General features: G+C 69.6%; 27 protein-coding genes. 18 read left to right on the top strand and 9 right to left on the bottom strand.

Annotated features, from left to right (window positions below; all coding sequences use genetic code 11):
- Position 1: 1 nt before the first annotated feature.
- Genes ABE505_RS02450 through ABE505_RS02430 form a run of 5 tightly spaced genes read left to right on the top strand, consistent with a single transcriptional unit; the run spans position 2 to position 3,879 of the window.
- Positions 2-622, top strand: a complete 621-nt coding sequence (locus tag ABE505_RS02450) for a hypothetical protein (protein ID WP_346441828.1) — start codon at positions 2-4, stop codon at positions 620-622.
- Between the two features lie 32 nt (positions 623-654).
- Positions 655-1,320 (top strand): FliH/SctL family protein, encoded by a 666-nt coding sequence (locus ABE505_RS02445; protein WP_346441827.1) that lies wholly within the window; start codon positions 655-657, stop codon positions 1,318-1,320.
- Positions 1,317-2,675, top strand: coding sequence for a FliI/YscN family ATPase (locus ABE505_RS02440; protein WP_346441826.1), 1,359 nt, complete (start codon positions 1,317-1,319; stop codon positions 2,673-2,675). Before ABE505_RS02445 ends, ABE505_RS02440 begins: the two co-directional genes overlap by 4 nt.
- Positions 2,672-3,154 (top strand): hypothetical protein, encoded by a 483-nt coding sequence (locus tag ABE505_RS02435; protein WP_346441825.1) that lies wholly within the window; start codon positions 2,672-2,674, stop codon positions 3,152-3,154. Before ABE505_RS02440 ends, ABE505_RS02435 begins: the two co-directional genes overlap by 4 nt.
- A gap of 20 nt (positions 3,155-3,174) precedes the next feature.
- Complete coding sequence (locus ABE505_RS02430; RefSeq protein ID WP_346441824.1) at positions 3,175-3,879, top strand: hypothetical protein; 705 nt, start codon at positions 3,175-3,177, stop codon at positions 3,877-3,879.
- Positions 3,880-3,915: 36 nt separating this feature from the next.
- On the opposite strand, the gene ABE505_RS02425 is transcribed toward ABE505_RS02430, so the two are convergent.
- The gene (locus ABE505_RS02425; protein WP_346441823.1) at positions 3,916-4,599 is read right to left on the bottom strand and encodes a GNAT family N-acetyltransferase; all 684 of its coding nucleotides are present in this window, start codon (positions 4,597-4,599) and stop codon (positions 3,916-3,918) included.
- Positions 4,600-4,837: 238 nt separating this feature from the next.
- Here ABE505_RS02425 and ABE505_RS02420 point away from each other — a divergent pair, with 238 nt between their 5' ends.
- The 6 genes from ABE505_RS02420 (at position 4,838) to ABE505_RS02395 (ending at position 8,270) form a co-directional block, all read left to right on the top strand.
- Entirely contained in the window at positions 4,838-5,062 is a 225-nt protein-coding gene (locus ABE505_RS02420) for a hypothetical protein (protein ID WP_346441822.1), read from the top strand.
- Positions 5,063-5,065: 3 nt separating this feature from the next.
- A complete protein-coding gene (locus ABE505_RS02415; RefSeq protein ID WP_346441821.1) occupies positions 5,066-5,368 on the top strand; it encodes a hypothetical protein in 303 nt (100 codons plus the stop codon).
- Positions 5,369-5,774: 406 nt separating this feature from the next.
- A complete protein-coding gene (locus tag ABE505_RS02410) occupies positions 5,775-6,233 on the top strand; it encodes a hypothetical protein (RefSeq protein ID WP_346441820.1) in 459 nt (152 codons plus the stop codon).
- Positions 6,234-6,264: 31 nt separating this feature from the next.
- Complete coding sequence (locus ABE505_RS02405) at positions 6,265-6,636, top strand: hypothetical protein (RefSeq protein WP_346441819.1); 372 nt, start codon at positions 6,265-6,267, stop codon at positions 6,634-6,636.
- A 123-nt stretch (positions 6,637-6,759) separates the two neighbouring features.
- Positions 6,760-7,422 (top strand): hypothetical protein, encoded by a 663-nt coding sequence (locus tag ABE505_RS02400; protein ID WP_346441818.1) that lies wholly within the window; start codon positions 6,760-6,762, stop codon positions 7,420-7,422.
- Between the two features lie 212 nt (positions 7,423-7,634).
- The gene (locus tag ABE505_RS02395) at positions 7,635-8,270 is read left to right on the top strand and encodes a DUF6683 family protein (RefSeq protein WP_346441817.1); all 636 of its coding nucleotides are present in this window, start codon (positions 7,635-7,637) and stop codon (positions 8,268-8,270) included.
- 27 nt (positions 8,271-8,297) lie between these two features.
- On the opposite strand, the gene ABE505_RS02390 is transcribed toward ABE505_RS02395, so the two are convergent.
- Positions 8,298-8,975 (bottom strand): hypothetical protein, encoded by a 678-nt coding sequence (locus ABE505_RS02390; protein WP_346441816.1) that lies wholly within the window; start codon positions 8,973-8,975, stop codon positions 8,298-8,300.
- Positions 8,976-10,253: 1,278 nt separating this feature from the next.
- Positions 10,254-11,168 carry an HAD family acid phosphatase gene (locus ABE505_RS02385; protein WP_346441815.1) on the bottom strand — a complete coding sequence of 305 codons (915 nt, stop codon included), beginning with the start codon at positions 11,166-11,168 and terminating at the stop codon, positions 10,254-10,256.
- 112 nt (positions 11,169-11,280) lie between these two features.
- Between ABE505_RS02385 and ABE505_RS02380 the strand changes: the two genes are divergently transcribed.
- Complete coding sequence (locus tag ABE505_RS02380) at positions 11,281-11,934, top strand: DUF480 domain-containing protein (RefSeq protein ID WP_346441814.1); 654 nt, start codon at positions 11,281-11,283, stop codon at positions 11,932-11,934.
- Between the two features lie 36 nt (positions 11,935-11,970).
- On the opposite strand, the gene ABE505_RS02375 is transcribed toward ABE505_RS02380, so the two are convergent.
- A complete protein-coding gene (locus ABE505_RS02375) occupies positions 11,971-13,947 on the bottom strand; it encodes a UvrD-helicase domain-containing protein (protein ID WP_346441813.1) in 1,977 nt (658 codons plus the stop codon).
- Positions 13,948-14,022: 75 nt separating this feature from the next.
- Here ABE505_RS02375 and ABE505_RS02370 point away from each other — a divergent pair, with 75 nt between their 5' ends.
- On the top strand, positions 14,023-14,649 hold the full coding sequence (locus ABE505_RS02370) for a thymidine kinase (protein WP_346441812.1): 627 nt from the start codon (positions 14,023-14,025) through the stop codon (positions 14,647-14,649).
- 4 nt (positions 14,650-14,653) lie between these two features.
- Here ABE505_RS02370 and mutM read toward each other — a convergent pair whose 3' ends face one another.
- The 3 genes from mutM to ABE505_RS02355 form a co-directional block, all read right to left on the bottom strand.
- Entirely contained in the window at positions 14,654-15,466 is an 813-nt protein-coding gene (gene mutM / locus ABE505_RS02365) for a bifunctional DNA-formamidopyrimidine glycosylase/DNA-(apurinic or apyrimidinic site) lyase (protein ID WP_346441811.1), read from the bottom strand.
- 114 nt (positions 15,467-15,580) lie between these two features.
- Positions 15,581-16,891, bottom strand: a complete 1,311-nt coding sequence (locus ABE505_RS02360; protein ID WP_346441810.1) for a diguanylate cyclase — start codon at positions 16,889-16,891, stop codon at positions 15,581-15,583.
- 92 nt (positions 16,892-16,983) lie between these two features.
- Complete coding sequence (locus ABE505_RS02355) at positions 16,984-18,240, bottom strand: 6-phosphofructokinase (protein ID WP_346441809.1); 1,257 nt, start codon at positions 18,238-18,240, stop codon at positions 16,984-16,986.
- Positions 18,241-18,358: 118 nt separating this feature from the next.
- Here ABE505_RS02355 and ABE505_RS02350 point away from each other — a divergent pair, with 118 nt between their 5' ends.
- Both ABE505_RS02350 and mpl read left to right on the top strand, forming a co-directional pair.
- Positions 18,359-18,937, top strand: coding sequence for an adenylate kinase (locus ABE505_RS02350; protein WP_346441808.1), 579 nt, complete (start codon positions 18,359-18,361; stop codon positions 18,935-18,937).
- 131 nt (positions 18,938-19,068) lie between these two features.
- Entirely contained in the window at positions 19,069-20,523 is a 1,455-nt protein-coding gene (mpl, locus tag ABE505_RS02345) for a UDP-N-acetylmuramate:L-alanyl-gamma-D-glutamyl-meso-diaminopimelate ligase (protein WP_346441807.1), read from the top strand.
- On the opposite strand, the gene ABE505_RS02340 is transcribed toward mpl, so the two are convergent.
- Both ABE505_RS02340 and ABE505_RS02335 read right to left on the bottom strand, forming a co-directional pair.
- A complete protein-coding gene (locus tag ABE505_RS02340; protein ID WP_346441806.1) occupies positions 20,508-21,302 on the bottom strand; it encodes an IclR family transcriptional regulator in 795 nt (264 codons plus the stop codon). The genes mpl and ABE505_RS02340 overlap by 16 nt on opposite strands.
- Positions 21,303-21,373: 71 nt before the next feature.
- Positions 21,374-22,042 carry a hypothetical protein gene (locus ABE505_RS02335; RefSeq protein ID WP_346441805.1) on the bottom strand — a complete coding sequence of 223 codons (669 nt, stop codon included), beginning with the start codon at positions 22,040-22,042 and terminating at the stop codon, positions 21,374-21,376.
- Between the two features lie 147 nt (positions 22,043-22,189).
- On the opposite strand from ABE505_RS02335, the gene ABE505_RS02330 reads away from it, so the two are divergent.
- Genes ABE505_RS02330 through ABE505_RS02320 form a run of 3 tightly spaced genes read left to right on the top strand, consistent with a single transcriptional unit; the run spans position 22,190 to position 24,456 of the window.
- Positions 22,190-23,449: an MFS transporter gene (locus ABE505_RS02330; RefSeq protein ID WP_346441804.1), complete on the top strand. Its 1,260-nt coding sequence runs from the start codon at positions 22,190-22,192 to the stop codon at positions 23,447-23,449.
- Between the two features lie 21 nt (positions 23,450-23,470).
- Entirely contained in the window at positions 23,471-23,680 is a 210-nt protein-coding gene (locus tag ABE505_RS02325) for a tautomerase family protein (RefSeq protein ID WP_337243299.1), read from the top strand.
- Positions 23,677-24,456 (top strand): fumarylacetoacetate hydrolase family protein, encoded by a 780-nt coding sequence (locus tag ABE505_RS02320; protein WP_346441803.1) that lies wholly within the window; start codon positions 23,677-23,679, stop codon positions 24,454-24,456. Before ABE505_RS02325 ends, ABE505_RS02320 begins: the two co-directional genes overlap by 4 nt.
- Positions 24,457-24,469 lie beyond the last annotated feature (13 nt).

Genomic DNA, 24,469 nt, shown 5'->3' with positions numbered 1-24,469 from the left:
CATGTCGCTGCGGGCGCTGCTGGCCGAGGTCCATCCGGCCTGGCATGAGGCCAGCGACGGCGGGCTCGATCCCGCTCTGCTGCGTCGCGCCTGCGACAGTGCACTGGGACGCCGGCTGCTGGCCGCCGCGCTTGCGGCGGGCCCGGCATCGCATCTGCTGGCCCCCTCGCCTGACGGTCCGGGCGCGCTGATCGCGCGCTGGAGCCGGGCCCGCCTGGATGCGCTCCATCGCGATCTGGGTGTGCTCGCCTATGCACCGGCGATCCGGGCGGAGATCGGACGCGAGCCGGTAAGCCGGCTCAAGGCGGCGCTGGGCAGCAGCTATCTGCTTGCGCTCGATCGCAGCGTCTGGGACGCGAAGGTCAAGCCCGAGGTCCAGACACGGCTCGTCGAAGGCCTGCGCCATGCCCTGTCCGTGACCGACGGCGAGACGACGCTGCTGCGCACCTTCGCGCGCCAGGGCCGGGCCGAACTCCAGGCCTGGGCCAGCCATCGCGACCCGGCGCTCGCGCAATGGGCGCGGTTACTCCACGCGCCCGAAGCATTGCCCTCTGCGCACCTGCCGGAAAAACCCGTGCTCGTGGTGCAGACCCATCACCAGAACCGCGCTGTCGCCGACTGAGCGGCGCCGACCACCGGAGTTTCGAACCCCCTATGCCGACCGCCGCTCCTCCTCAGCACCACAAACCCGCGGGCAGCGCCGCTGTCTTCGAGCGCCGCCAGTTCCAGCGCGGCGTTGCCGGACCGATCGTCCGGGCGGCCGAGTGGCGATCGCTGGGCGAGCTCGATGCGCTGCTCGAGCGTGTCAACGCGCTTTACGACGAGGCGGGTGCAGAGGTCCAGAAGGCGCGCGAGCAGGGGTATGCAGAAGGCTTTTCCGAAGGCCTGGAGCGGGCCAAGCAGCAGATGACCGAGCAGCTCGCCTCGCTCAACGAGCGTCGCGCCCGCGTGCTGGCCGACGCCGCAGGGCGGATCGGCGATCTCGCCTGCGCGATCGTGCAGCGACTCGCCCCCGGTTTCGACGCCGCCGCCGTCGTGCCCGCCCTGGTGATGCAAGCGGTCGAATCGGCGCAGGCCGAGCAGTTTCTGATGATCCGCGTCCACCCCTCCGCGCGCGAGCGTGTCGCCGAGGGCCTGGGCGCCGTGCGTCAGGCGCATCCGGGGGTCGGCCTGATCGAACTGGTCGACGACGAAAGCCTCGACCCGTTGAGCTGCATCGTGGTCTCGGAGGCCGGCGAAGTTCGCGCCGGCGTCAGCCAGCAGATCGAGGCGATCCGCGCGGCGTTGGCGCAGGCGAGCGCGCACGTGGCCGCGCCATGACCGCCGATCTCGCCCTGTCGGCCCTCGATGCCGTCGGCGCGCCGACGCCCGCGCACGATCCGCTGCTGCACGCGCTGGGCAAGGTGCAGGCGATCGAGCGCGTCGGCCGGGTCAGCGAGGCCTACGGTACGCTGATCAAGGCGACCGGGCTGCGCGCGGCGATCGGCGAGTTATGTCATCTGCGCAATCCCGGCGACAACCGGTTCGAACTGGCGGCCGAGGTCGTCGGCGTGTCGCGCCAGCACACCGTGCTCACCCCGCTGGGGCCGCTCGACGGCATCGCCGCGACGACCGAGGTCTATGCCTCCGGCCGCCAGGCGTCGGTGCCCGTCGGCGACGGCCTGCTCGGCCGCATCCTCGATGCCCACGGCACGCCGATCGACGACCTTGGGTCGATCGGTCCGACGGTCGATGCGCCGATCTATGCCGCCTCGCCCAATCCGCTGCGCCGGGCGTTGATCGAGCGTCCGTTCTCGACCGGCGTGCGTGCGATCGATACCGTCATGACTGCAGGCGAGGGCCAGCGCATCGGCATCTTCGCCGTGGCCGGCGGCGGCAAGAGCACATTGCTGGGCATGCTCGCCCGGGGCGGCGATGCCGACGTCAACGTGGTCGTGCTGGTCGGCGAGCGCGGCCGCGAGGTCAACGAATTCATCAACGACAACCTCGGCGCGGCCGGCCTGGCCAAGTCGGTCATCGTCGTCGCCACGTCCGACCGTCCCGCGCTCGAGCGCAGTCGCGCCGCGTGGGTCGGCACCGCGGTCGCCGAGTATTTCCGCGACCAGGGCAAGCGCGTGCTGCTGCTGGTCGATTCGGTCACCCGGTTTGCGCGCGCGCTGCGCGACGTCGGCCTGGCGGTCGGCGAACCGCCGGCCCGGCGCGGCTTTCCGCCCTCGGTGTTCAGCGAGCTGCCGAAGCTGTTCGAGCGCGCAGGCAACAACGACAAGGGCTCGATCACCGCGTTCTACACCGTGCTGGCCGAGGACGAGGACGGCGGCGATCCGATCGTCGAGGAAGTGCGCTCGATCCTCGACGGCCACATCGTGCTCTCGCGCAAACTGGCCGCCGCCTACCATTACCCCGCGATCGACGTGCTCACCAGCCTCAGCCGCACGATGCCGCGGGTCGTCGAGCAGCCGCACCAGCGCGCGGCCGGGCAGTTGCGCAAGCTGCTGGCCAAGCACCAGGACATCGAGCTGCTGGTGCAACTGGGCGAATACAAGCGCGGTACCGATCCCGATGCCGACCTGGCGATCGAGAAGATCGGCGCGATTCGCGCGCTGCTGCAACAGTCCGAACACGAGCTGGTGCCCTTCGACACCTCGTCGGCGGCATTGCGGAAGCTGTTCGCATGAAACGCTATCCGCTGCAGACGCTGCTCCAGCTGCGCGCCCATCGCACCGAGGCGGCGCGCCGCGTGGTGCTGGACCGCCAGCGCGCATTGCAGCAGTGCCAAGAGGCCTGCCAGCGGATCGAGGGCGAGATCGACGCGCTGCGCGCCTCGCGCGCGCAACACCGTGCGCGGCTGCTCGACCCGCCGCCGAGCGGCGTGCCGTGGCCGGCGGCGATGACCCAGCGCGAGCTCTACATCGAACTGATCGGCGAACAGATCGTCGGCGCCCAGGCGCGTCTGGCCAAGGCCCAGGACGCGGTGCGCGAGGCCGAACAGGCCTTGCAGGCTGCACGCGATGCGTTCTTCCGCGCCAAGGCGCGCGAGGATGCGCTGGAGAAGCGGCGCGACGTGTGGCGCGGGGAACAACGCGGGTTGCAGGCGCGGCAGGAAGAGGCGACTGCCGAGGATCTGATGCAGGCACGCCATCTGGCGCGCCGCTAGCCAAGCTGTAGGAGACGACGATGACGATTCAACGCAACGATTCGACCTCCCGGCCCCCGGACCAGTCGGCGCGCAACCGTCAGGTCGACCGCCAGGCCAAGGCCGATCCGCGCGACGTCGCACCGCGCGAGCAGGTCGACCAGTTCCGCTCCTTGATGCAGCAGGCCAAGGGCGGTAGCACGGGCTTCGAGCAGGTCCCGATGCAGACCGGCGAGGGCCAGTCCGAGGAGATGCTACTGGCCGAGCAGGCGAGCCGCCAGGAGGCGGCGAAGACCGGCCAGTCGGTGGCCGAGGTCCTGGATGGACGTACGTTCCGGCAACAGCACGAATCCGGGATGTCGCAGCCCATGCCCGCCGAATCGGCGGCGATGCTGCAGGCGCAGATGGCGCTGCGCGACGGCGCCGCTGCGCCGCTGCCCTCCGCGGCCCCGGCGCCCGCCGATCCGGGGCAACTGCTCGACATGATGGAGCGACACGTCCGTCAGCTCGCGGTCCATGATGCGCGCCAGTCCGGCGATGGCCAGGTGCTGTTGCGCATGTCCGATGCCACGCTGCCGGGCACCGATCTGCTGCTCACACGAGAGGGTGAGGGTTGGGTGCTGCGCGCAGACAGCCGCTCGCGGGAGAGCTTCGACGCCATCCGCGAAGCCGGGCCGCAACTGGCCCGCCGCTTCGCCGAGCGCAACCTCGGCACGCTGACCATCGATCCGCACTTTCACGGCTGACCCAGCGCCTTCGGTCGGCCATCGGTTCGCTGTGCGTCACGGCGCCGGCGGCTGCGCCGACGCGTCGCGCTGCGCGTCTGGGGCCACGCCCCCCCGGCGCGGACGCAGGCCGCGCCAGTCCTCACGCCGCAGGCGGAACCGGCGCGCCGGCCTGCCGAACTGCGTGCCGCGATCGATCTCTTCAAATCCCAGCCGCAGCAACAGCGGCGGCACCGAGCGGTTGTCCGGCGCGCAGTGCGCCACCAAGTCTTCGAGCCCCATCCCGTCGAAGGCATGCGCACACAAGGCCGCGCCGCCCTCGATCGCGTAGCCGCGTCCCCACGCCGACGGCAACAATCGCACCCCGATCGAGACCTCACGCGTGGTACCCAACGGCACCAGCGAGAACATGCCGATGAATCGGTCACCGCGGTCGCCGGCGCGCCACAGGCCGAGGCCGGGTCGGTCGCGGTAGATGCGGTTGGCCCACACCACCAGTCCCATCGCGTCGTCGAGTGTGTCGAGGCGGTTGTCGAGCAGCAGGCGCGTCACCCGCTCCTCGCGGCCGAGCTGCAGCAGCTCGAGGACGTGCCGGAAGGCGAAGCCGCGCAACTGGATCCGGCGGCTGCGCAGCTGCACCTCGGCCGGATAATCGCGGCCATTGGCCGGAAGGTCGGCCTTGGAGAACTGTGGTAGCGCCTCTTCGGGCGGGGGGGCGGGATGCGGGTCGTGAGCGGACATCGTGGTCGCCGTTATAGCGCGAATGCGCCGGACTTAAATGGGGCAACGGTCACGTCAAGGGCGTGAACTAGGGCGGACCCTAGATGGGGTACGTCCCAGATGCGCGGTGTTTGATGCCGGCGCAGACTTGCCCTGCAGCCGCGATCGACCCACCGTTTCACAGGTCCTGACGCGCACGGTTTTCGTTGTACCTCTCAGTCATCATCATCATCATCATCATCGATAAAGGAGAAACATCATGTCAGGTGCCATTTCCGACGCCATCGGTTCTGTCATTGGGACTGCCCTGGGCGGCCCGCTGGGCGGCATTCTGGGCAACATGCTGGGCGATCTGATCGGCCAGCTCTTCAGCAGCGCGTTCGACAGCCTGTTCTCGTCGATGGGCCTGCCGCAGTCGGCGCAGGATGCCGTCAGCGATGGCTTCAAGGGCGGCTTCAACTTCAACTTCGGCGTGGGCAACTGATCCATGCAGTACGACCAGCAGGCCCAGCGCCAGGCATGGATCGACGGCCTCGCGCAATTGCGTGAACAGGGCGCGATCACTGCCGACGACGAGACCGTGCTGATCCGGCACATGGACGAGCGTCTCGACGTCGTCCAGCAGGAGCTCAAGGCGCTTGTCCCCGAGTATGAGCGGCGCGCTGCGAGCGACGGCAGGGAGGCCGCCGACGCCTGGCTGGGAGCACAGGCTCGCGAAATGGGCGAGCGGGAAGGCGCCGATGCCAAGCGGATGGTCAACTCGCTGAGTACCATCGAAGTCGGGCCTTGATGCCTTCCGATGTGCGATCCATACCGGGGCCAACAGGCCCCGGTATGGTATTTGCCGTCGGCGTTGTCGGGCTGCCATCGTGACGACAGCGTCATGCGCCCCTTCGTTTAATCAGTTCGCTCCACCCGCACCAGCACGATCCACCTGCAGGCGCGTTCGTCCACGCCAGGCCAATGGCACGCAACGCGGCGATTGATGCGATGCCGGTAACCGCGCAGAGCGTTGACATGGATTTACGACGCATGCGGTAGGAAGACCTTGCCGGCGAGGCGTCGAGGCTGAACGCTTCCAATGCGCCGGACAGGCGTCCTAGGGTTCGACCTAGCTTTCCTCCTTCGCGGCGACGGTTAGGATCCAATCCATGGGCAATCGGCCGAATGGCTGCAATTGCGATCGAGGATCTAACGTGCAGAACAACCCCACACAGGACGATCTGGACAACGCGCAACTTGCGCTGCGCGACCGCAGCGTCGCGGTCCCGCGGATTGCCAGTGCGCCTGCCGCCGACCGTCAGGCACTAGTCGAATCGCTGATGGCATCGTTCGATGCGCAAGAAGCGAGCGCAGGTGAGGACTTGGCGGGCCTGCGCAGTGAATTGAAGGCGGCACTCGACCATGCCGCCGAGCATGTGGATGGCGATCCGGTGGTGCCGCCTCGCGGTGAGTGGGTACAGGCCGTTGAAGCATTGCACAAGGTTGGCGCTGTATCCGAGGACGAGACCAACGATCTCATCCGGCGGCTAGACGAGGCTATGCGCCCTTTGCAGCAGGACAACGTACAACGCGCGCTCGAATTCGGGCGTCGCTGCAGACACGATGGCGAGGAAAGCGCCCGGACTTGGCTTCGAAATCAGCCCTCGCTGTGATTTTTTTCAATAGTGAAACTGGAGAACGAAGATGAGTGGAATCGAATTTTCCTATGCGTTGACGATGAACCACTTCAACTCGGAGGTGAAAGACACCGAGGCGGTAAACAAGGGTTCGTCGGCAGCCACCGGCAGCTGGCTGGTGGCGTTGGCTACGATGCTGGGCAAGATGGCTGACCGTCTGGGTGACGGCATCGTCAAGCAGGCCAAGCTCATCGATCAGCAGATGAACAAGGAAGCTGAGGCCCGCAACGGTGGCAAGACTGTGGAAGATAGCAATCTGAGCCAGCTCAATTCCGAGATGCAGGCGATGAGTCAGCAGATGAAGATGCTGATGGATGCGATCTCGACCATCATCAAGAGCATTGGTGAGGGCAACTCCTCGATCGCTCGTAAGCAGTAAGCGATACGAGGTCCGCGAAGGCTGGGGGTTTATCCCCCAGCCTTCGTCATTTTGACAATTTGATGCCGATCCCGGCCCCGGCTTTCCCTGGATTCGGCATGCGACTTTGAATCGGAGGTCCTCATGGCACTGATGCAGCGCTTGTGTGGTCTGGCACTTGTCGTGTTGGCTGTTCCCGCTTGCGGGGCGGCGGAACCTGCGTTTCTTGCGAACGATGACCCGTATGTGGGCAAGCTCGAAGTGCGCGCTACGCCAGTAGACGGGGGGAGCGCGGTGCGGGCATCTGGCCAGGGCAGCGTTGCCTTCAAAAAGCTGGCGGGCGATCGAGTCCAGTTGATCGTCCATGGCGAAGTCGAGGGTGTGCGTGGGCAGGCTTCGGGCGCCGGCAACGCGGGCTTCGTTGCCGAAGGACGTGTGGGGCCGGATGGATGGCATGCCGAGGCTGGTGACATCCGTATCGACATCGACGCGCAGGGACGGATTACGGGGGGCGGCATAGTGCAACAGGATCGCTATGTGCTGTCCGGTCACTTGAGGGAGTCCCAGGGCACACTTGTGGTCGCGATTGAGCCCGGTGCCGCGCGAGCAGCGGGATCAGGCGCTGAGATTTCAAATTTTCGTTTCACCTACGAGCTCAAGCGACGCCAAGTCCGGGACGACGAGGTACGCACCACGGTGCGAGGCGAACGAGGCAGTTGTCCCCATGTCATCTATCAGCCGCGCTTAATCGCCAACATCGGCGGCGACACGATGAGCACGGTGCAGGTTCCGGTGTGCACGCCTTGAGTGACGTCATCCGATGTCGCGTAAGGGCATGCGCTCGCCGCACTCCGCCGAGAAGTTCGGGGCGACGGAGCCGCGGGCCGGCCATCCGTAATGGGAACAGTCAGCGAGCACCCGATGGCATACCAGGCGCCGCCCTTTGAAGGAGGTTTCCAGTGATTGAAGAATCGAAGTTGCGTATCACGAGAAGTGTGTTGTTGTTGGCGAGCATTGCCATGCTGATAGCAGCCACAGTGGTGCACGCCGCCGACGGTGACATCGCCGTCCAGCGTGCACTGCAGCAGGCAGTCTCGCGACCCGCGCCCGCTCAGGTCGACGCACAGGCGGTCCAGACTCTGTCATTCCGACGGGACCCCGCCATCACCTCGCGGGTACAGCAGGAAACGATCCAGGCGTTCGGTCGCAACACCCAGCAGGTCGCTGATCTGGAACAGGTGATCGGCTCGGGCGAGTTGCTGCGCCAGTTCGATGGCATCTTGCGGCGTTATGGCTACGACCCGACCAACCTCGGCGATGTGCTGGCCGCGCATCTGCTGATCTCCTGGGAGGTGGCCAATGACCGTGACTCAGCGCGAGTACCGGAGGGGCAACGTGCGGTGCGTCGCCAGTTGATCGGCCCCTTGGCCGCGGTGCCGCAGATCGCTGGCATGAGTGATGCCGCCAAGCAAGCACAGGCCGAGCGCACGGCGTATCTGACGATGGTCTCGGCGTTGTCGTATCAGACGATGAAGCGCCAGGGCAATCGCCAGGCGTTGGCGTCCTTGGCCTCGGGTGTACGCAAGGGTCTTCAGAGCAATGGCGTCGATCTGCAGCGCGTCGAGTTGACCGACGACGGTCTGGTCGCGCGCTGAGCGCGGCCCGCCGACCTCGCGGCGGGTCTATCGCCGAGGTGCGCCGATCGAGCCGCGGGCCGGGGCATTGAGCCGGCGGGCCAGCCACCACGCGCCGCAGGCGGCCGCCAGACCCGCGAACGCGAGTTCGCTGCTCCAGCGCCGCATCGCGGGGGCGGCGGGCATCTCGCCCATGCTCAGCAGCACGCTGACCAGCACCAGGCCCAGGCAGCCGTAGGCGACCAGAGCCAGCGTCCAGAACAACCACTGCATCGCACGTGCGACCTCGGCCGGCAGATCATCCTGGGGGCGGATCAGTAGCCGCCGACCTTGGGCCAGCGCGACCATCCACTGGCCGATCTCGGCTTGGCCGACCTTGAGCCGGTTGCGTCGGCGCAGGCCCGGGCCGTCGGCGGTGTAGACGCCGGTGGCCACCAGGTCGACGCGCGACGGGCTGCCGCGCTCGCCTACGGCCGGTGCCGTGGCCTGTGGATTGCCTGCTATCTGTGTATTGCCGGCGACCTGTTGCGTGGCTGGCGCTTGGGCCGCCATGACCGCGGCTGGCACGGCGGCCAGGGTCGTCCCGGCCGGCGCGTTGGCGATCGCGGGCTGCGTCGGCGGCGCGGCCTGCTGCGGTACGGCACTGCGGTCGGCGGCCGGATTGCTCGGGGGGGTGAATGCGGCCTCTGCCCGCTGCGGCTGCGCAGGCGGTGCCTGGGATGGCACAGGGAGCGGTGTGGATGCGGCTGGTGTCGACGCCGTCGCAGCTGGGGCCGTGGACGGTGGCAGGGGCGACGTCTGCGGCATCGATGTTTGCTGGGCGAGTGCCTGCTGGGAGGTTGGGGCGGTTGCCTGCTGCGCCAGCGCTGCTTGCGTGGCGGCCGATTGTCCCGGCACTGCGGCCGGAAGCGCCGCCGTGTTCGCCAAGGTGCCGGGTGCTGGCCCGGTGGCAGGGGCCTGTGGCACGGCGTTGGTGAGTGCGCGTGCAACCTGGTTGGCCGCCGAGGCGAGTTGCGTCGGCAACGTCTGCGGTGTCGCGACCGGTGCGCCGCCGGGCGGCCCCGGTTGGAGCGCTGGCGGCGTCACCGTACCTGGGGACAGAAGTTGGCGGAGCGCATTCGCGGCGTTGCCCAGCAGGTTGCCAAGCGCCGGCAACAGGCCGGTCTGGCCCGGCGTGGGTGCGGGGGCGCCCGGGGTCGGCAGGTGCGGGACGTGGCCGCCATCGGGGCGGGCCGGTCCCGCCGGTCCCGGTAGGCCGCCAACGAGTCCAGGGCCGGCGGGGATGCCGCCGGGCGTGGGAATGTTGGGGCCGGCCGGATGGCCGCCATGCGCGTGACCGCCGGTCCACGCATTGTGGGCAGGGTGGCCGCCGGGCGGCGCAGGCAGCGGCGGGCCAATTGGCGGCGCCGGCGGGGTCGGGCCGCCTGGCGGTGTGGGCAGGGTCGGGCGCGCGTCCGCCACCGGCGCGCCGCCCTGCCCGGGCCGTGGGCCGTTCCCGAAGTTCACACCCGGAAACTGCTGATGGAAGAGCTGCGACGTCAGCCCCTTCATGGTGTTCGAAAGCGCGTTGCCGAGCTGCGGGCCGATACCGAATCCATTGCCGCCCGGCCCGTTGCCGAGCAGCCTGCCCAGGTCGGCTGAGGCGTGCTTGTGGATTTCACTGATCAGCGACACGACGAGGCCTCGGGCGGCGTGACCCGGTCCACGAAGCGGAGCCGGACCTCCCGAAGGTAGTCGAACGCTGTTCCGCTCACACCCTGGGGGCAACCCCAGGGTGCGAACGCCTGTCGGGCCGGGGGCGCTGCATCTTGGCGGCCTTGCGGGGCGCAATGCCGACACCTGCGCGGGCCAGGCAAAAAAAGGGAGACCCTTGGGTCTCCCTGAACCGGACGATGCCGGAGGACTCGGTGTTGACGCGTTCAGCCTAACGTGTTCATCAAGCTGATGCAACGCATCAGGTTTGCCCCCTAAGTGGCTGAGGCCATGGAAGTTGCCTGCCCTGAATCACTGCGCCAAGTCGAGCGCCGCGCGTTTGGCGGCGCGGCGGGCCGGGGCAGGCTGGTCCCAAGCGTTGTTGAACTGCGCCGGCTCCCAGCCGCCGTAGGTCGGATTGGCCAGCATCCACCAGCGTTCGCCGAACCAGTCACCATATTCATCGAGCAGCTGCGTACGGGCCTCGCCGGTGTTGGCCAGCACCTCGACGAAGTCGCCGAGTTGATCGCCGAACTGCATCAGCACGCGGTACTCGCGCCCGGCCAGCCGGCGACGGCAGGTCTTTTCGCTCCCGTGCTGTTCGCAGCCCTCGACGTGCGTGCCCAGTCCCAGGAACACGCTGTCGTCCTTCACCGGCAAGCCTTCGGCGCGCAGGTTGGCGAGCGTCGCCTCCTGCAGGTGCTGGGCACGGTTGGACAGGTAGAGGATGGTCACGCCCTTGGCCTCGGCGGCCTTGGCGAACTCGAGCACGCCCGGCACCGGGCGGGCTTTCTTCTCGGCAACCCACTGCGCCCAGGTGACTTCGTCGTACTCCTGGCCGTTCTGCACCAGGCGTGCCTGGTAGGGCGAGTTGTCGAGCACGGTCTCGTCGATGTCCATGATCACGGCCGGCGGCAGCGCGCGGGCGTCGCCCGCCAACTCGCGCTCGGCCGGCACCAGCGCGTCCCAGTTCGGCTCGGCGAGGGCCGCATCGAGGTGGTCGGCGGCGGCGCGGAACAGCGACAGGCTATTGGCGCGGTACTCCTCCGACCGCTGCATCCACAGCACCGCATTGAGGTTGTCGGCGGGCGCGCTGCTATCGGGGGCGGGCGCCGCAGCGGCTTGCGGCGCGGCCACGGGGGTGTCGGCGGGTGCGGCCACCGGCTTGCAGGCTGCGATCAGCAGCGCGCAGGCGAGCAGGGTCAGGGCGGGAAAGGTCGTGCGCATCGCGGAAAACCTGGGGATCGATCGGCCAGCGAGTGTAACCGCAGGTCTTCACGCCGGCATGACATCCAGGCGCGCTCGGGCGATCATGCCCGCCCGTTCGACAGGAGCCGACATGCACCAGACCGCCCGCTGGCCGGAACTGAGCCCCGCCGAAGCCCGGGTGCTCGGGTGCCTGATCGAAAAACAGGCGACCACGCCTGACGTCTACCCGCTGACCGTCAACGCCGCGCAGTCGGCGGCCAACCAGAAGACCGCGCGCGAGCCGGTCATGGCGCTGAGCTTCGGCGACACGCACCACGCCCTGCGCCAGCTCGAGCAGCATCGGCTTGCACGGCAGTCGTTCTCTTCGCGCGCCGAGCGCTACGAACACGGCGTCGGCAGCGTGCTGGATCTGCCGCCGCCGCAGATCGCGCTGCTTGCGGTGCTGCTGCTGCGCGGCGTGCAGACCGCGCACGAATTGCAGGCGCGCAGCGAGCGGCTGCATGCCTTCGGCGACATCGAAGACGTGCGCCACCATCTGGAGCGGATGGCGGCCAAGGCGCTGCTGGTGCGCATCCCGCCGGGTGCGGGGCGCCGCGAGGAACGGTTTGCGCATCTGTTGTGCGGGCCGGTCGACGTCGAGGCCCTGCCGACCGCCGAGCCCCGGAGCGAGGCGGCGCGCGGCGACGCTGCGCTGGTGGCGCGCGTCGAGGCGCTTGAGGCCGAGGTGGCGGCGCTGCGCGAGGCGCTGGCCGCACTCGCGCCCAGTGAGACGCGCACACCCTGATGCCGGGGCGATGGCGGCCGCAGCGGCGGCCGTCGCTCAGCTGTCGAGCAGCGCCTTGATCGAGGCGAAGCCGTGGTTGGCGCGCTCGCGCTTGCGCTGCGCGTCGGCGACCGGGTCGGCGCCATCGCGCTGGATCTCGGCGGGCGGCAGTTCCTCGAAGAACCGGCTGGGGGTCAGCCGCAGCTTCTGGCCCCAGCGTTGGGTCTCCCGCGGATACGACAGCCACAGCTGTTCCTTGGCGCGGGTGATGCCCACGTACAGCAGCCGGCGTTCCTCGTCGATGCGGCCCTCGTCGATGCTCGACTCGTGCGGCAGGGTGTTGTCGTCCATGCCGATGATGAACACGTAGCGGAACTCCAGCCCCTTGGCGGCGTGCATGCTCATCAGCCGCACCTGGTTGCCGGCATCGCCCTTGTCGGCGTGCGTGAGCAGCGCCAACTGCGAGGCCAGTTCGCCCGGGCCTGCGCCGCGGGCGCCTTCGAACCAGTCGGCGAGTTCGTCGAGGTTGCCGCGGCGGATCCGGAACAGATCCTCGCTCTTGCACTGCGCCTGCAGCATCGCGATCAGGCCCGAGCGTTCGTTGAGCTTGCGCACCAGTTCGCCTGCCGGCATGTGGCGCGCGTCGGCGCGCAGTTCGCGCAGGATGTCGGCGAACTCGCTCAGCGCATTGGCCGCGCGCGGCGTCAGCTGCTTGAGCAGCCCCATCGATTCGATCGCCCGCGACATCGGCATCTGGGCGCTGCGCGCAAGCTCGGCCAGCTTGGCCAGCGTCGTCTGGCCGACACCGCGGCTGGGGGACTGCACCGCGCGCAGGAACGCCGAGTCGTCGTCGGGGTTGGCCAGCACGCGCAGCCACGACATCGCGTCCTTGACCTCGCCGCGGTCCAGGAACGCGGTGCCGCCGCTCAGGTGGTAGGGCACGCGCAGCAGCTGCAGCGCTTTTTCCAGTGGCCGCGAGAGATGATTGCTGCGGAACAGGATGCAGAACTCGCTCCACTCGGCCTTGCGCGCGGACTGCAGAAAGTGGATCTCGCCGGCGACCTTCTCGGCCTCGTGCGCACTGTCGCGGCACTCCCACACGCGGATGCGCTCGCCGTCGGGCTGCGCGCTCCACAGCGTCTTGGGATGTTCGTGCGGATTGTTGGCGATCAGCGCATTGGCCGCGCGCAGCACGCGGTTGCTGCAGCGGTAGTTCTGTTCGAGCTTGACGATGCGCAGGGTCGGGTAGTCGTGCGCCAGCGCGGCCAGGTTCTCGGGATTGGCGCCGCGCCAGGCGTAGATGCTCTGATCGTCGTCGCCCACGCAGGTGAAATTGCCCTTGGGCCCGGCGATCGCCTTGAGCAGCCGGTACTGCGCGTCGTTGGTGTCCTGGCACTCGTCGACCAGCAGGTAGCCGATGCGCTCGCGCCAGCCCAGCACCGCGTCCTCGTCGGATTCGAGCAATTGGACCGGCAAGCGGATCAGGTCGTCGAAGTCGACGGCGTTGAACGCGGCCAGGCGCTCCTGGTAGCGGGCGTAGAGCGCGGCGGCCTCGAACTCGCGCGCGCTGGTCGCCGCCGCGTGCGCCTGCTCGGGCGACAGCCCGGCGTTCTTGGCGCGCGAGACCAGGCCCTGCATCGCCTGCACCACGTCGGGCTTGGCGCCAGGCAGCAGGTCCTTGATCTGCGCGGCGGCATCGTCGGCATCGAAGATCGAAAACCCGCGGCGCAGCCCCAGCTTGGCGTGCTCGATCTGCAGCATCTTCAGACCCAGCGCGTGGAAGGTGCAGATCGTTAACCCGTCGGCGGCGTCGCCGCGCAGGCGCTTGGCGATGCGCTCGCGCATCTCCTTGGCCGACTTGTTGGTGAACGTGATCGCGGCGATGCGCTTGGCCGGGTAGCGCCCGGACTGGATCAGATGGGCGATCTTCTCCACGATCACGCGCGTCTTGCCGCTGCCCGCGCCGGCCAGCACGAGCAGTGGGCCCTCGACGTGGCCGAGGGCCTGGGCTTGTTGGGGGTTCAGACCGTGCATCGGATGGGGCGTCTGTCTAGCGACGCATAGTGTACCGGCCGACGGCGCTGGCCCCTTGGCCGGTAGAATCTGGCAATGGCCAAGCTCTACTTCTACTACTCGGCGATGAACGCCGGGAAGACCACCACGCTGCTGCAGAGCGCGCACAACTACCGCGAGCGCGGCATGCGCGTGGCGATCCTGACCCCGCGGCTCGACGACCGTGCCGGGGTCGGGCGGGTGGCCTCGCGGATCGGGCTGTCGGCCGAGGCGATCGCGTTCGATCGCGACGACGACCTGCTGGCCTGCGTGCGCGCGCTGGGCGCCGGCGAGGACGTGCCCAGGATCGACTGTGTGCTGGTCGACGAGGCCCAGTTCCTGACCCGCGCCCAGGTCTGGCAGTTGTCGGAGGTCGTCGACGCGCTGCGCATTCCGGTGCTGTGTTATGGCCTGCGCACCGATTTTCGCGGCGAACTGTTCGAGGGCAGCCAGGCCCTGCTGGCCTGGGCCGACGAACTGAGCGAGATCAAGACCATCTGCCACACCGGCAAGAAGGCGACGATGACCGTGCGCGTGGACGAGCGCGGCTACGCGGTGCACGACGGCCCGCAGGTCGAGATCGGCGGCAACGAGCGCTACGTGTCGGTGAGCCGCGCCGAGTTCAAGCGCATCGCGCGCGGCGAAGGCCGGATCGAACCGGCCCAGCCCGAGTTGCCGTTGTAGCGGCTCAGCGCTGGCAGCGCGGGCACCATACGGTCGTACGTTGGGCGATCAATGCCTGGCGCATCGCGGCGCCGCAGCGCGGACAGGGCTCGCCGCCTCGGCCATACGCCAACAGCTCCTGTTCGAAGTACCCCGGTGCGCCGCCTGGCGTGACGAAATCGCGCAGCGTGGTGCCGCCGCGCTGGATCGCGTAAGCGAGGATGCGGCGGATCTCGTCGGCCAGGCGTGCATAGCGGGCGCGCGAGATCTTGCCGGCCTCGCGCAGCGGCGAAATGCCGGCCGCGAACAGCGCCTCGGCGGCGTAGATGTTGCCGACTCCCACGACGATGCGCTGGTCCATCAGCAGCGCCTTGACCGGCGCGCGCCGGCCGCGGCTGGCATGGAACAGATGGTCGCCGTCGAAGGCCTCGCCAAGTGGTTCGGGTCCCAGGCCCTGCAGTAGCGCGTGGGTCTGGCCCGGCGGCTGCCACAGCAGGCAGCCGAATCGACGAGGATCGTGCAAACGCAGCACGCGCCCGGAATCCAGTGCGATGTCGACATGGTCGTGCGCAAGCAGCGGCACATCGGGCGTGAGCACGCGCAGGCTGCCCGACATGCCCAGGTGCAGCAATGCACTGCCGGCCGCGGTGTCGAGCAGCAGGTACTTGGCGCGGCGGCGGATGCCGTCGATGCGCTGGCCCGGCAACTGCGCGGCGACCTCCGGCGGGATCGGCCAGCGCAGGTCCTGCCGGCGCATGTGGACCGTCACGATCCGACGGCCTTCGACATGCGGCGCCAGGCCGGCGCGAGTGGTTTCGACTTCGGGCAGTTCGGGCATCGAGCGCGGGGCCGGGCGGTGCCGATGAAGGCGGAGCGGATCAAGATCGGGGGTCGATGCCGCGATTCAATGGCCGGGGCGTGAATGCGTGCCCTGGCGCCCGCGCAGCGCCGCCTACACCGGCAGCGTGGTCGGCAGGGGTTCGGTGGCCACGCGGTTGCGGCCGGCATGCTTGGCGGCATACAGCGCGTGGTCGGCCAGGCGCAGCAGCGCGGCGACCGCAGCGGCGTCGTCTTCGGCGAGCGGCTCGCGCTGCGGGCGGCAGGTGACCACGCCGATGCTGACCGTCACCCGGCCCAGTGGGCTGGCGGGATGCGCCAGATCCAGCGCTTCCACGCGCGAGCGCACGCGTTCGGCCACATGCGCCGCGCCGGCCTCGTCGGTGCCGGCCAGCACCACGACAAACTCCTCGCCGCCGTAGCGGCTTACCGCATCCCCGGGCCGCGACACGGCCCGGCGCAGCGCGCCGGCGATCATGCGCAGACAGTCGTCTCCGGCCAGGTGGCCCACTCCGTCGTTGTAGGCCTTGAAGTAGTCCACATCCGCCATGCACAGCGACAGCGCGCTGCCATCGCGCCGCGCCCGGCCGATCTCCAGCGCCAGCCGCTCGTCGAGGTCGCGGCGGTTGTACAGGCCGGTGACGTAGTCCTGGCGTGCATAGCCCTCGAGCCGGCGGTTGGCCTGGGTGAGCAACTGCTCGGCCTGGCGGCGGGCGGTGATGTCCATCCAGGCGATCGACAACCCCGCTACGCGGCCGAGTGCATCGTGCAGCGCGTGCGGCGCGGCGTACAGCCAGCGAGAGCGCCAGGCGAATTCGTGGGTCGGCAGCGGCTGGCCGTCGCGCGCCCGGGCCAGGTCGGCGTCGAGCCACTGCGCCGCGTCGGGCAGCAGGTCGACCAGACGCAGGCCCGCGACCGGGCCGTCGTGGCCGCACAGCGCGGCCATCGCCCGGTTGCCCATGACCAGAGTGCCGGTGGCATCCACCGTGCTCATCGGCACGGCGGCATGGTCGTAGACCGCCTCGAGCTGCAGCACCCGCTCGCCGAGTTCGGAGATGTCGCGGTCGATGCCGCGGTAGCCGCGCAGTGCGCCGGCGCTGTCGAACAGCGGCACGCCGCTGGTCTCCAGCACCACGATGCGGCCGTCGGCATGCAGGTTGCGATTGACCAGCCCCGAGAACGCGCGGCGCTCGGCGACAATGGCCGCGAACGTCTCGCCCACGCGGACGGCCTCGGCTGGCGGCATGAAGTCGAACGGGGTGCGCCCGAGCATCGCCTCGGGCGGATGGCCGAGCAGGGCGGTGACCATGCGCGAGCAGTAGGTGTAGCGGCCCTGCGCATCGACCTCCCAGGCCCAGTCCGAGTTGTGGTCGAGCAGTTCGCGCAGATGCTGGAGATCGCGTCGGACACCGGCATCGGACGTCATCGGGGGGCCTACACGGGCGATCGGGCGGCACTCAATATAGCGCTGCCCTCGAAGGCCTTATGGTGAAGCCGGCGATGGTTCGGTCGTGCCGTTCAGCCGTCCCAGTCGGCCAGCGTGCGGGGCACGGCGGTCAGTGGCGGCGTCACGTACTTCGGCAGGCCATCGCGCCCGTAGGGCGGCGGTGCCTCGCCGCGCACCAGGGGCTCGAGATAGCGGCGGGCGGCGGCGGTGATGCCGTAGCCGTCGCGGCGGATGAAGCCGGCGGGCATGGTCTTCTCATGGTTGGCGACCTTCTCCAGCGGCGCGGCCTCGATTTTCCAGCGGTACGGCGCGTCGGAGGTGCGTCGGATCACCGGCATGGTCGCGTTGCGACCGGCGAGGGCGAAGCGCACCGCCTCGCGACCGACCGCCATCGCGTGCTCGACGTCGGTCCTGGAGGCCAGGTGCCGGGCCGAGCGCTGCAGGTAGTCGGGCAGCGCCCAGTGCACCTTCAGGCCCAGCGCGTCCTTGACCCGGCCGGCCAGGTGCGCGGCGACGCCGCCGAGTTGGGCATGGCCGAACGCGTCGCGACCGCCGCCGGCGTCGCTGACGAAGCGGCCGTCTGCGGTGCGGATGCCTTCGCTGGCGACCACGACGCACCAGCCCACGCGCTCGACCACGCGGCGCACGTTGGCCAGGAAGTCGGCCTCGTCGAACGCGCGTTCGGGGAACAGGATCAGCTGCGGCGCCTCGTCCCGGTCCTGGCCGGCCAGGCCCGCGGCCGCGGCGAGCCAGCCGGCATGGCGGCCCATGGCCTCGTAGACGAAGACCTTGGTCGAGGTATCGGCCATCGCGGCGACGTCGAGGGCGGCCTCGCGCACCGACACCGCGGTGTACTTGGCCGCCGAGCCGAAGCCCGGGCAGCAGTCGGTGACCGCCAGGTCGTTGTCGACCGTCTTGGGCACGCCGATGCAGGTCAGCGGGTAATCGAACGCCCGGGCCAGCTTGGAGACCTTGAGCGCGGTGTCGGCCGAGTCGTTGCCGCCGTTGTAGAGGAACCAGCGCACATCGTGGGCGCGCAGCACATCGAGCAGGCGCTCGTAGCGCGCGCGATCGGCCTCGAGCGTGCCGAGCTTGTGGCGGCACGAGCCGAAGGCGCCGCCGGGGGTGTGCGCCAGCGCGCGGACCGCGGCGATCGGCAGCCGCGAGGCGTCGACCAGGTCCTCGCGCAGCGCGCCGAGGATGCCGTTGCGCGCGGCCAGCACGCGGATGCCTTGCGCACGCGCCTCCTGCAGGACCGCCGAGGCGGTGGCGTTGATGACGGCGGTCACGCCGCCCGACTGGGCGTAGAGCAGGGTTCCGGAGGGCATCGCGGGGCCTCGTCGATTCGGGTCGTGGCGGGATACGTTAAGCTGGTGCGGCCGTTCGCCGCCCTGCCCGAGTGTAGCTGCAGGACCGGAGGGCTCCCCACACTTGCAGGAGCGTTCGATGCGTTTGGTTCTTCTCGGAGCGCCCGGTTCGGGCAAAGGCACGCAGGCCGCACGACTGAAGGAACACCTGCAGGTGCCGCACATCTCCACCGGCGATCTGCTGCGCGCCGAAGTCGCCGCCGGCACGCCGCTGGGCCGCCAGGCCAAGGCGGTAATGGACCGCGGCGACCTGGTCTCCGACGAGATCCTGCTGGGCATGCTCGAAGATCGCCTGTCGCGCGAAGACACCCGTGCCGGCTTCATCCTCGATGGCTATCCGCGCAACCTTGCCCAGGCCGCCGCGCTCGATACGCTGCTGGCCAAGCTGGGCCAGACCTTCGATGCCGCGGTGCAGCTGGAGGTCGACAACGAGCAGATCGTCGAGCGGCTCGCCGGACGGGCGAAGGCGGAAGGGCGTGCCGATGACAGCCCCGAGTCGGTTCGCCACCGCCTGAACGTCTACGACCAGCAGACCGCGCCGGTGATCGGCTTCTACCGCGACCACGGCCAGCTGACGGTGGTCGATGGCGTCGGTCCGCTCGATGAGGTGTTCGGGCGCATCGTCGCGGCGATCGGCAAGGCTGACGCCGCAGCCTGAGCCGCGCCCGTCGCGCCGCCGGGTCCGGTGGCGGCGCGAATGCGGTGCCCGTCTTCCTCCCGGCGCGGCCGTCGGTCGTCCGCGCGCGCCGCAGCCGCCCGGCGCAGGGCCCCGTCCAGGACTTCCAGCCCGTGAAACTCCACATCCTCGGCATCGCCGGCACCTTCATGGGCGGCGTCGCCGCGCTCGCGCGCGAACTCGGCCACGCGGTCGAGGGCAGCGACCAGGCGGTCTATCCGCCGATGTCGACCCAGCTCGAACAACTGGGCATCGCGCTGCGCCAGGGCTACGACCCCGCGCACATCGGCGCCGACGTCGACCAGGTGGTGATCGGCAACGCGCTCTCGCGCGGCAACCCCGCGGTCGAGGCGGTGCTCGACGCCGGCCGCGCCTACACCTCGGGCGCGCAGTGGCTCAGCGAGCAAGTGCTGCCCGGGCGCGAGGTGCTGGCGGTCGCCGGCACGCACGGCAAGACCACGACGACGACGATCCTGGCCTTTCTGCTCGAGGCGGCCGGCCGCGCGCCCGGCTTTCTGATCGGCGGCGTCGCCGAGGACTTCGGCGTCTCCGCGCGGTTGGGCGGACCTGCCGATGCCCCGTCCGGCGCGGCGCACCCACCGTCCTCACAGGCAGGGGACGACGCGGCGCCGTCGGCTGCCCCCGCGCGACCGCTGTTCGTCGTGGAGGCCGACGAGTACGACACCGCGTTCTTCGACAAGCGCAGCAAGTTCGTGCACTACCGCCCGACGGTGGCGATCCTCAACAACCTCGAGTTCGATCACGCCGACATCTTCCCCGATGTCGCCGCGATCCAGCGTCAATTCCACCACCTGGTGCGCACCGTGCCCGGCCGCGGACGGCTGATCGTCAATGGCCATGACGCGCGCCTGGGCGAGGTGCTGGCGATGGGCTGCTGGACGCCGGTCGAGCGCTTCGGCTTCGACCCCGCGTTCGACTGGAGCGCCGAACGCATCGCTGCCGACGGCAGCGCGTTCCGGGTCCGCCGCCGCGGCATGGACGTGGGCACGGTCGACTGGCCGCTGCTCGGCGACCACAACGTGCTCAATGCGCTGGCCGCACTGGCGGCCTGCGCGGCGGTCGGCGTCGATCCGGCGGATGTGATGCCGGCGCTCGCGCGCTTTCGCAGCGTCAAGCGCCGGCTCGAGCTGCTCGGTCGCGCGCGCGGCATCACTGTCTACGACGACTTCGCGCACCATCCCACCGCGATCTCCACCACCCTGGCCGGGCTGCGGGCGAAGGTCGGGGAGGCGCGGATCGTCGTGGCGATGGAGCCGCGCAGCAATTCGATGCGCCTGGGCGCGCATTCGCAGGCCCTGGCGCCGTCACTCGAGGCCGCCGATGCGGTGGTGTTCCTGCATCGGCCGGAACTGGCCTGGGACGCGCAGCGCGTGGTCGAGGCGGTGCGTGGGCAGGCGCGCACGGTGCCCGATGCCGACGCGCTGCTGGACGCGCTCGCGGCGCTGGCGCGCGAGGGCGACCACGTGGTGTTCATGTCCAACGGCGGTTTCGACGGCGCGCCGCGGCGTTTTCTCGCCGGGCTCCAGGCCGATCAGTCGCCGACGTAACCCATCATCGTCGATAGCTCGGCCGCCGTCCGGCGCAAGGCCTCGACGTGCGCCGGGTCGGCCGTGGCCGGCAGGTAATGGATCGAGCCGACGATCGCCAAGGTGCCAAACAGCGCACCGCCGGCCTGCAGCAGCGGCGCGGCGAGCGCATTGATGCCGGTGAACAGCTCCTCGGGCGCGTCGGCCCAGCCGCAGTCGCGGACCCGGTCGAGTTCGCCGCGCAGGCGCGCATGCGTGGTGATCGTGCGCGGCGTCTCAGGTTCGAGCGGCTGCGCCAGATACTGCTCGCGCAGCGCGGCCGGCCCGTAGGCCAGCACCAGTTTGCCCTGCGCGCTGGCGTGGTGCGGAAAACGGCTGCCCGGCCGCAGGCTGATCTCCAGCGGCGAGGTGCCGCGCACCACGTCGATGACCGCCACCTCCTGCTCGGCATAGGAGGCGATGACGATCGTCTGGCCGACGGCGTCGCGCAGGCGCTCAAGCGCCGGCCGCGCCAGCGTGGTCAGGTCGAAGCGGCCGACGCAGGCTTTGCCCAGCAGGTAGAGCTTCCAGCCGACCCGGTACTGGTTGGTGACCGGATCCTGGAGCAGATAGCCGTGATCGCGCAGCGCACGCAGGTGGCGGTGCGCGCGCGCCTTGGGCATGCCCAACTGTTGCGACAGCTGGGTGACCCCCAGCCCCTGGGGCGCGTTGGACAGCGCGTCGATGACCTGCAGCGACACGATGGCGGTGGGAAGCGACGCGTCCGCGGCGTCGTCGGAGGCGGGGCCGGCCTGGGCCATGGGGATCGTCCTGTGCGGTGAAGCCGATGAACGCGGCAAGGCCGCGCCCATCAGGGTACCCCGAGGCGATGTCACTGAGGTAGACGGATGTATCGCTCCGCGAAAACCCGATAGGTCTGCACCTTGGGTGCGTCGGCGTCTTCCTGGCGTACGTAGCGGATCGAGCTGCGGCCCTTGAGCTGGCGCGGCAGCAGGAAGCAGCGCACGAAGCGCGTGGGTTCGCGCTCGGTGGTCGGTGCCAGCACCGGGGCGGGGCCCAGCTCGAACCACGCCTGGCCAGGGCCGTGGCGCTGCGCCCGGCCCTGAGTCTCGATCCCGATTTCGCCCTCGGCGCAGATCCGGATGCCCGGGCCCTGGTGCACATGGGTCAGCGCGACCCCGCCAGGCGGGAAGCCCACCTCGTCGCAGCGCATCAGCCAGTCGAACCCGGGGTCGAGTTCAACAGGCGCTTCGAGCTTGAGCACCGTGCGGGTGGCCGGCGCCGAGGGCAGGCCCGGCGCGACCGAGGCGGTCGACAGTTCCCAGCGCCAGATGCGGACCGGCGCGGCACCGGTGTTGAGCGTCAGCGCGTCGTCGCCGACCCACGCCGCCCCCTGCAAAAGCAACGTGCCCGACACGGCGTCCTCCACCGTGGCCTCGCCCTGCGCCAGGTACAGCGCGCGCGGGGCGGACGGCAGATAAACCGGCGGGCAGTGGGCAGGCAGTTCGTCTTCGAACAGGCGCAGCATCAGGCTGGACATGGCAGTTCCTTGTTTCGGTGATCGATACAAAAATACGGTCTTGACTCTTCAGTCGAGACTTATCGTATAGTGATACCTGGGTATCGAGCAACGATACAAACGGCCGGGGGCACACCCCCCTCAAGAATCGCCTCGGGAGGGCGTGCAATGGCGCAGAACACAGCAGGTGCGGGGCAGGGGACCGGCGAGCGCTGGTGGAAGGGCGCGAGCAAGCAGCAATGGCGCGCGTTCAACTCGGCCTATCTGGGCTGGATGCTCGACATCATGGATCTCATGCTGTTCGCGATGGTCATCAAGTACGTGATCGTCGACCTGGGCATGGACAAGTCGTCGGCCGGCCTGGTGATGTCGGCGACGTTGATGGCCACCGCCGCCGGCGGCCTGGTCTTCGGCTTCCTCGCCGACCGGCTGGGCCGGGCACGTTCGATGATGCTCAGCATCATCTGCTACTCGATCGGCACCGCCCTGTGCGGTCTGGCCGACACCCTCGGGCAACTGATGCTGTTCCGGATCATCGTCGGCCTCGGGGTCGGCGGCGAATGGTCGGCGGGCTCGGCGCTGGTCAGCGAGACCTGGCCTGCGAAGCATCGCGGCAAGGTCATGGCCTGGGTGCAGAGCGCGTTCGCGGCCGGCTACGCCGCCGCCGCGGTGGTCGCCGCGCTGGTGATCCCGGTCGGTGGCTGGCGCTGGGTGTTCGCGGTCGGCCTGCTGCCCGCGCTGCTGGCGTTCTATGTGCGTCGCCATGTCGAGGAGCCGGAGATCTGGCGCAACCAGACCCGGCGGCTGGGCTTCGGCGAGACCGTGCGCGAGTTGTTCGGCGGGCCGTTCGCCCGCAACACCTGGATCGGCCTGGCCTTCACCACCGCGGCGATGTGCGGCTACTGGGGCCTGTTCACCTGGATCCCGACCTACCTCGCGACCCCGGTGGCCGACGGCGGCCCGGGGCTGGACCTGGTGAAGTCGACGATCTGGATCGTGATCATGCAGGTCGGTGCGGCCGCCGGCTTCATCACCTTCGGTTACTTCGCCGACCGCATTGGCCGCAAGAAGGCCTTCCTGCTGTTCTTCCTGGCCTCGGCAGTCGTGGTGCCGGTGTTCGCGACGATCCGCTCGCCCGACATGCTGATGGTGTTCGGCATCGTGGTCGCGTACTTCGGCACCGGTTTCTACAGCGGCTTTGCGCCGACGTTCGCCGAACTGTTCCCGACCTCGATCCGCGCCACCGCGCAGGGCTTCGTCTACAACGGCGGCCGCGCGATCGCGGCGATCGCACCGTTCCTGATCGGCTTCATCTCCACGCGCTACGGCGTCGGCAGCGGCCTGGTGACGACCGCGGCGTTCTTCGCGCTGGCCGGTCTGATCGTCTGGCTGTTCCTGCCCGAGACCAAGGGCCGCGAGCTCGCCTGATCCATCCCCCAAGGAGACACCATGCCCATCATCCAGATCACCCTGGTCGAAGGCCGGGACACCGCCCGCGTGGAGCGCTGCATCCGCGAGGTCGCGCGCGTGGCCAGCGAGACGCTGGACGCGCCGCTCGCCTCGATCCGCGTGATGGTCACCGAAGTGCCGGCCAACCGCTTCGCTGTCGGCACCACGCTCAAGAGCGATCCGCCGACGCCCGCCGGGGGCGCGGCATGAGCGTCGATTCGACCGTGCACGCCGATGCCCTGCACGCCGCGTTGCGCGACGCCGCGCCGATCGCGCCGCTGACCGGACGCGTCGATGGCCTGGACCTGGCCGGCGCTTACGCGATCGCACAGGCCGGCATCGCCCGGCGCGTCGCCGAGGGCGAACGCGTGGTCGGTCGCAAGATCGGCCTGACCAGCGTCGCCGTGCAGCGCATGCTCGGTGTCGACCAGCCCGATTTCGGCGTGCTGACCGATCGCATGGAGCATTCCGACCGTGGTGCGGTCGCGGTGGCCGGGATGATCGCGCCGCGTGCCGAGGGCGAGATCGCGTTCCATCTCAAGCGCGACCTGGCCGGGCCCGGGATCGGCCTGCACGACGTGCTGCTGGCGACCGAATCGGTATCGGCATGCTTCGAGATCGTCGACTCGCGCATCCGCGACTGGAAGATCGGCATCCTCGATACGGTCGCCGACAACGCGTCCGCGGCCGCGTTCGTCACCTCGCGCACGCGGGTCTCGCCGCAGGCCCTGGACCTGGGCACCTGCGGCATGGTGCTCGAGAAGAACGGCGCACTGCTGTCCACCGGCGCCGGCGCCGCAGCGCTGGGTTCACCGCTCAATTGCGTGGTCTGGCTGGCCAACCAGCTCGGGCGCCTGGGCGATGGCCTGCGTGCCGGCGACACCGTGCTCTCCGGCGCCCTGGTCCCGCTGACCCCGGTCGTGCGCGGCGATCACCTGCGCCTGCGGGTCGGCGGCCTTGGCGCCCTCGACCTGCATTTCGACTGACCGACGCACGCCG

The sequence above is a fragment of the Luteimonas sp. TWI382 genome, assembly GCF_039674545.1.
Classification (GTDB): domain Bacteria; phylum Pseudomonadota; class Gammaproteobacteria; order Xanthomonadales; family Xanthomonadaceae; genus Luteimonas.
This window is presented reverse-complemented; position numbering and strand designations above follow the sequence as displayed.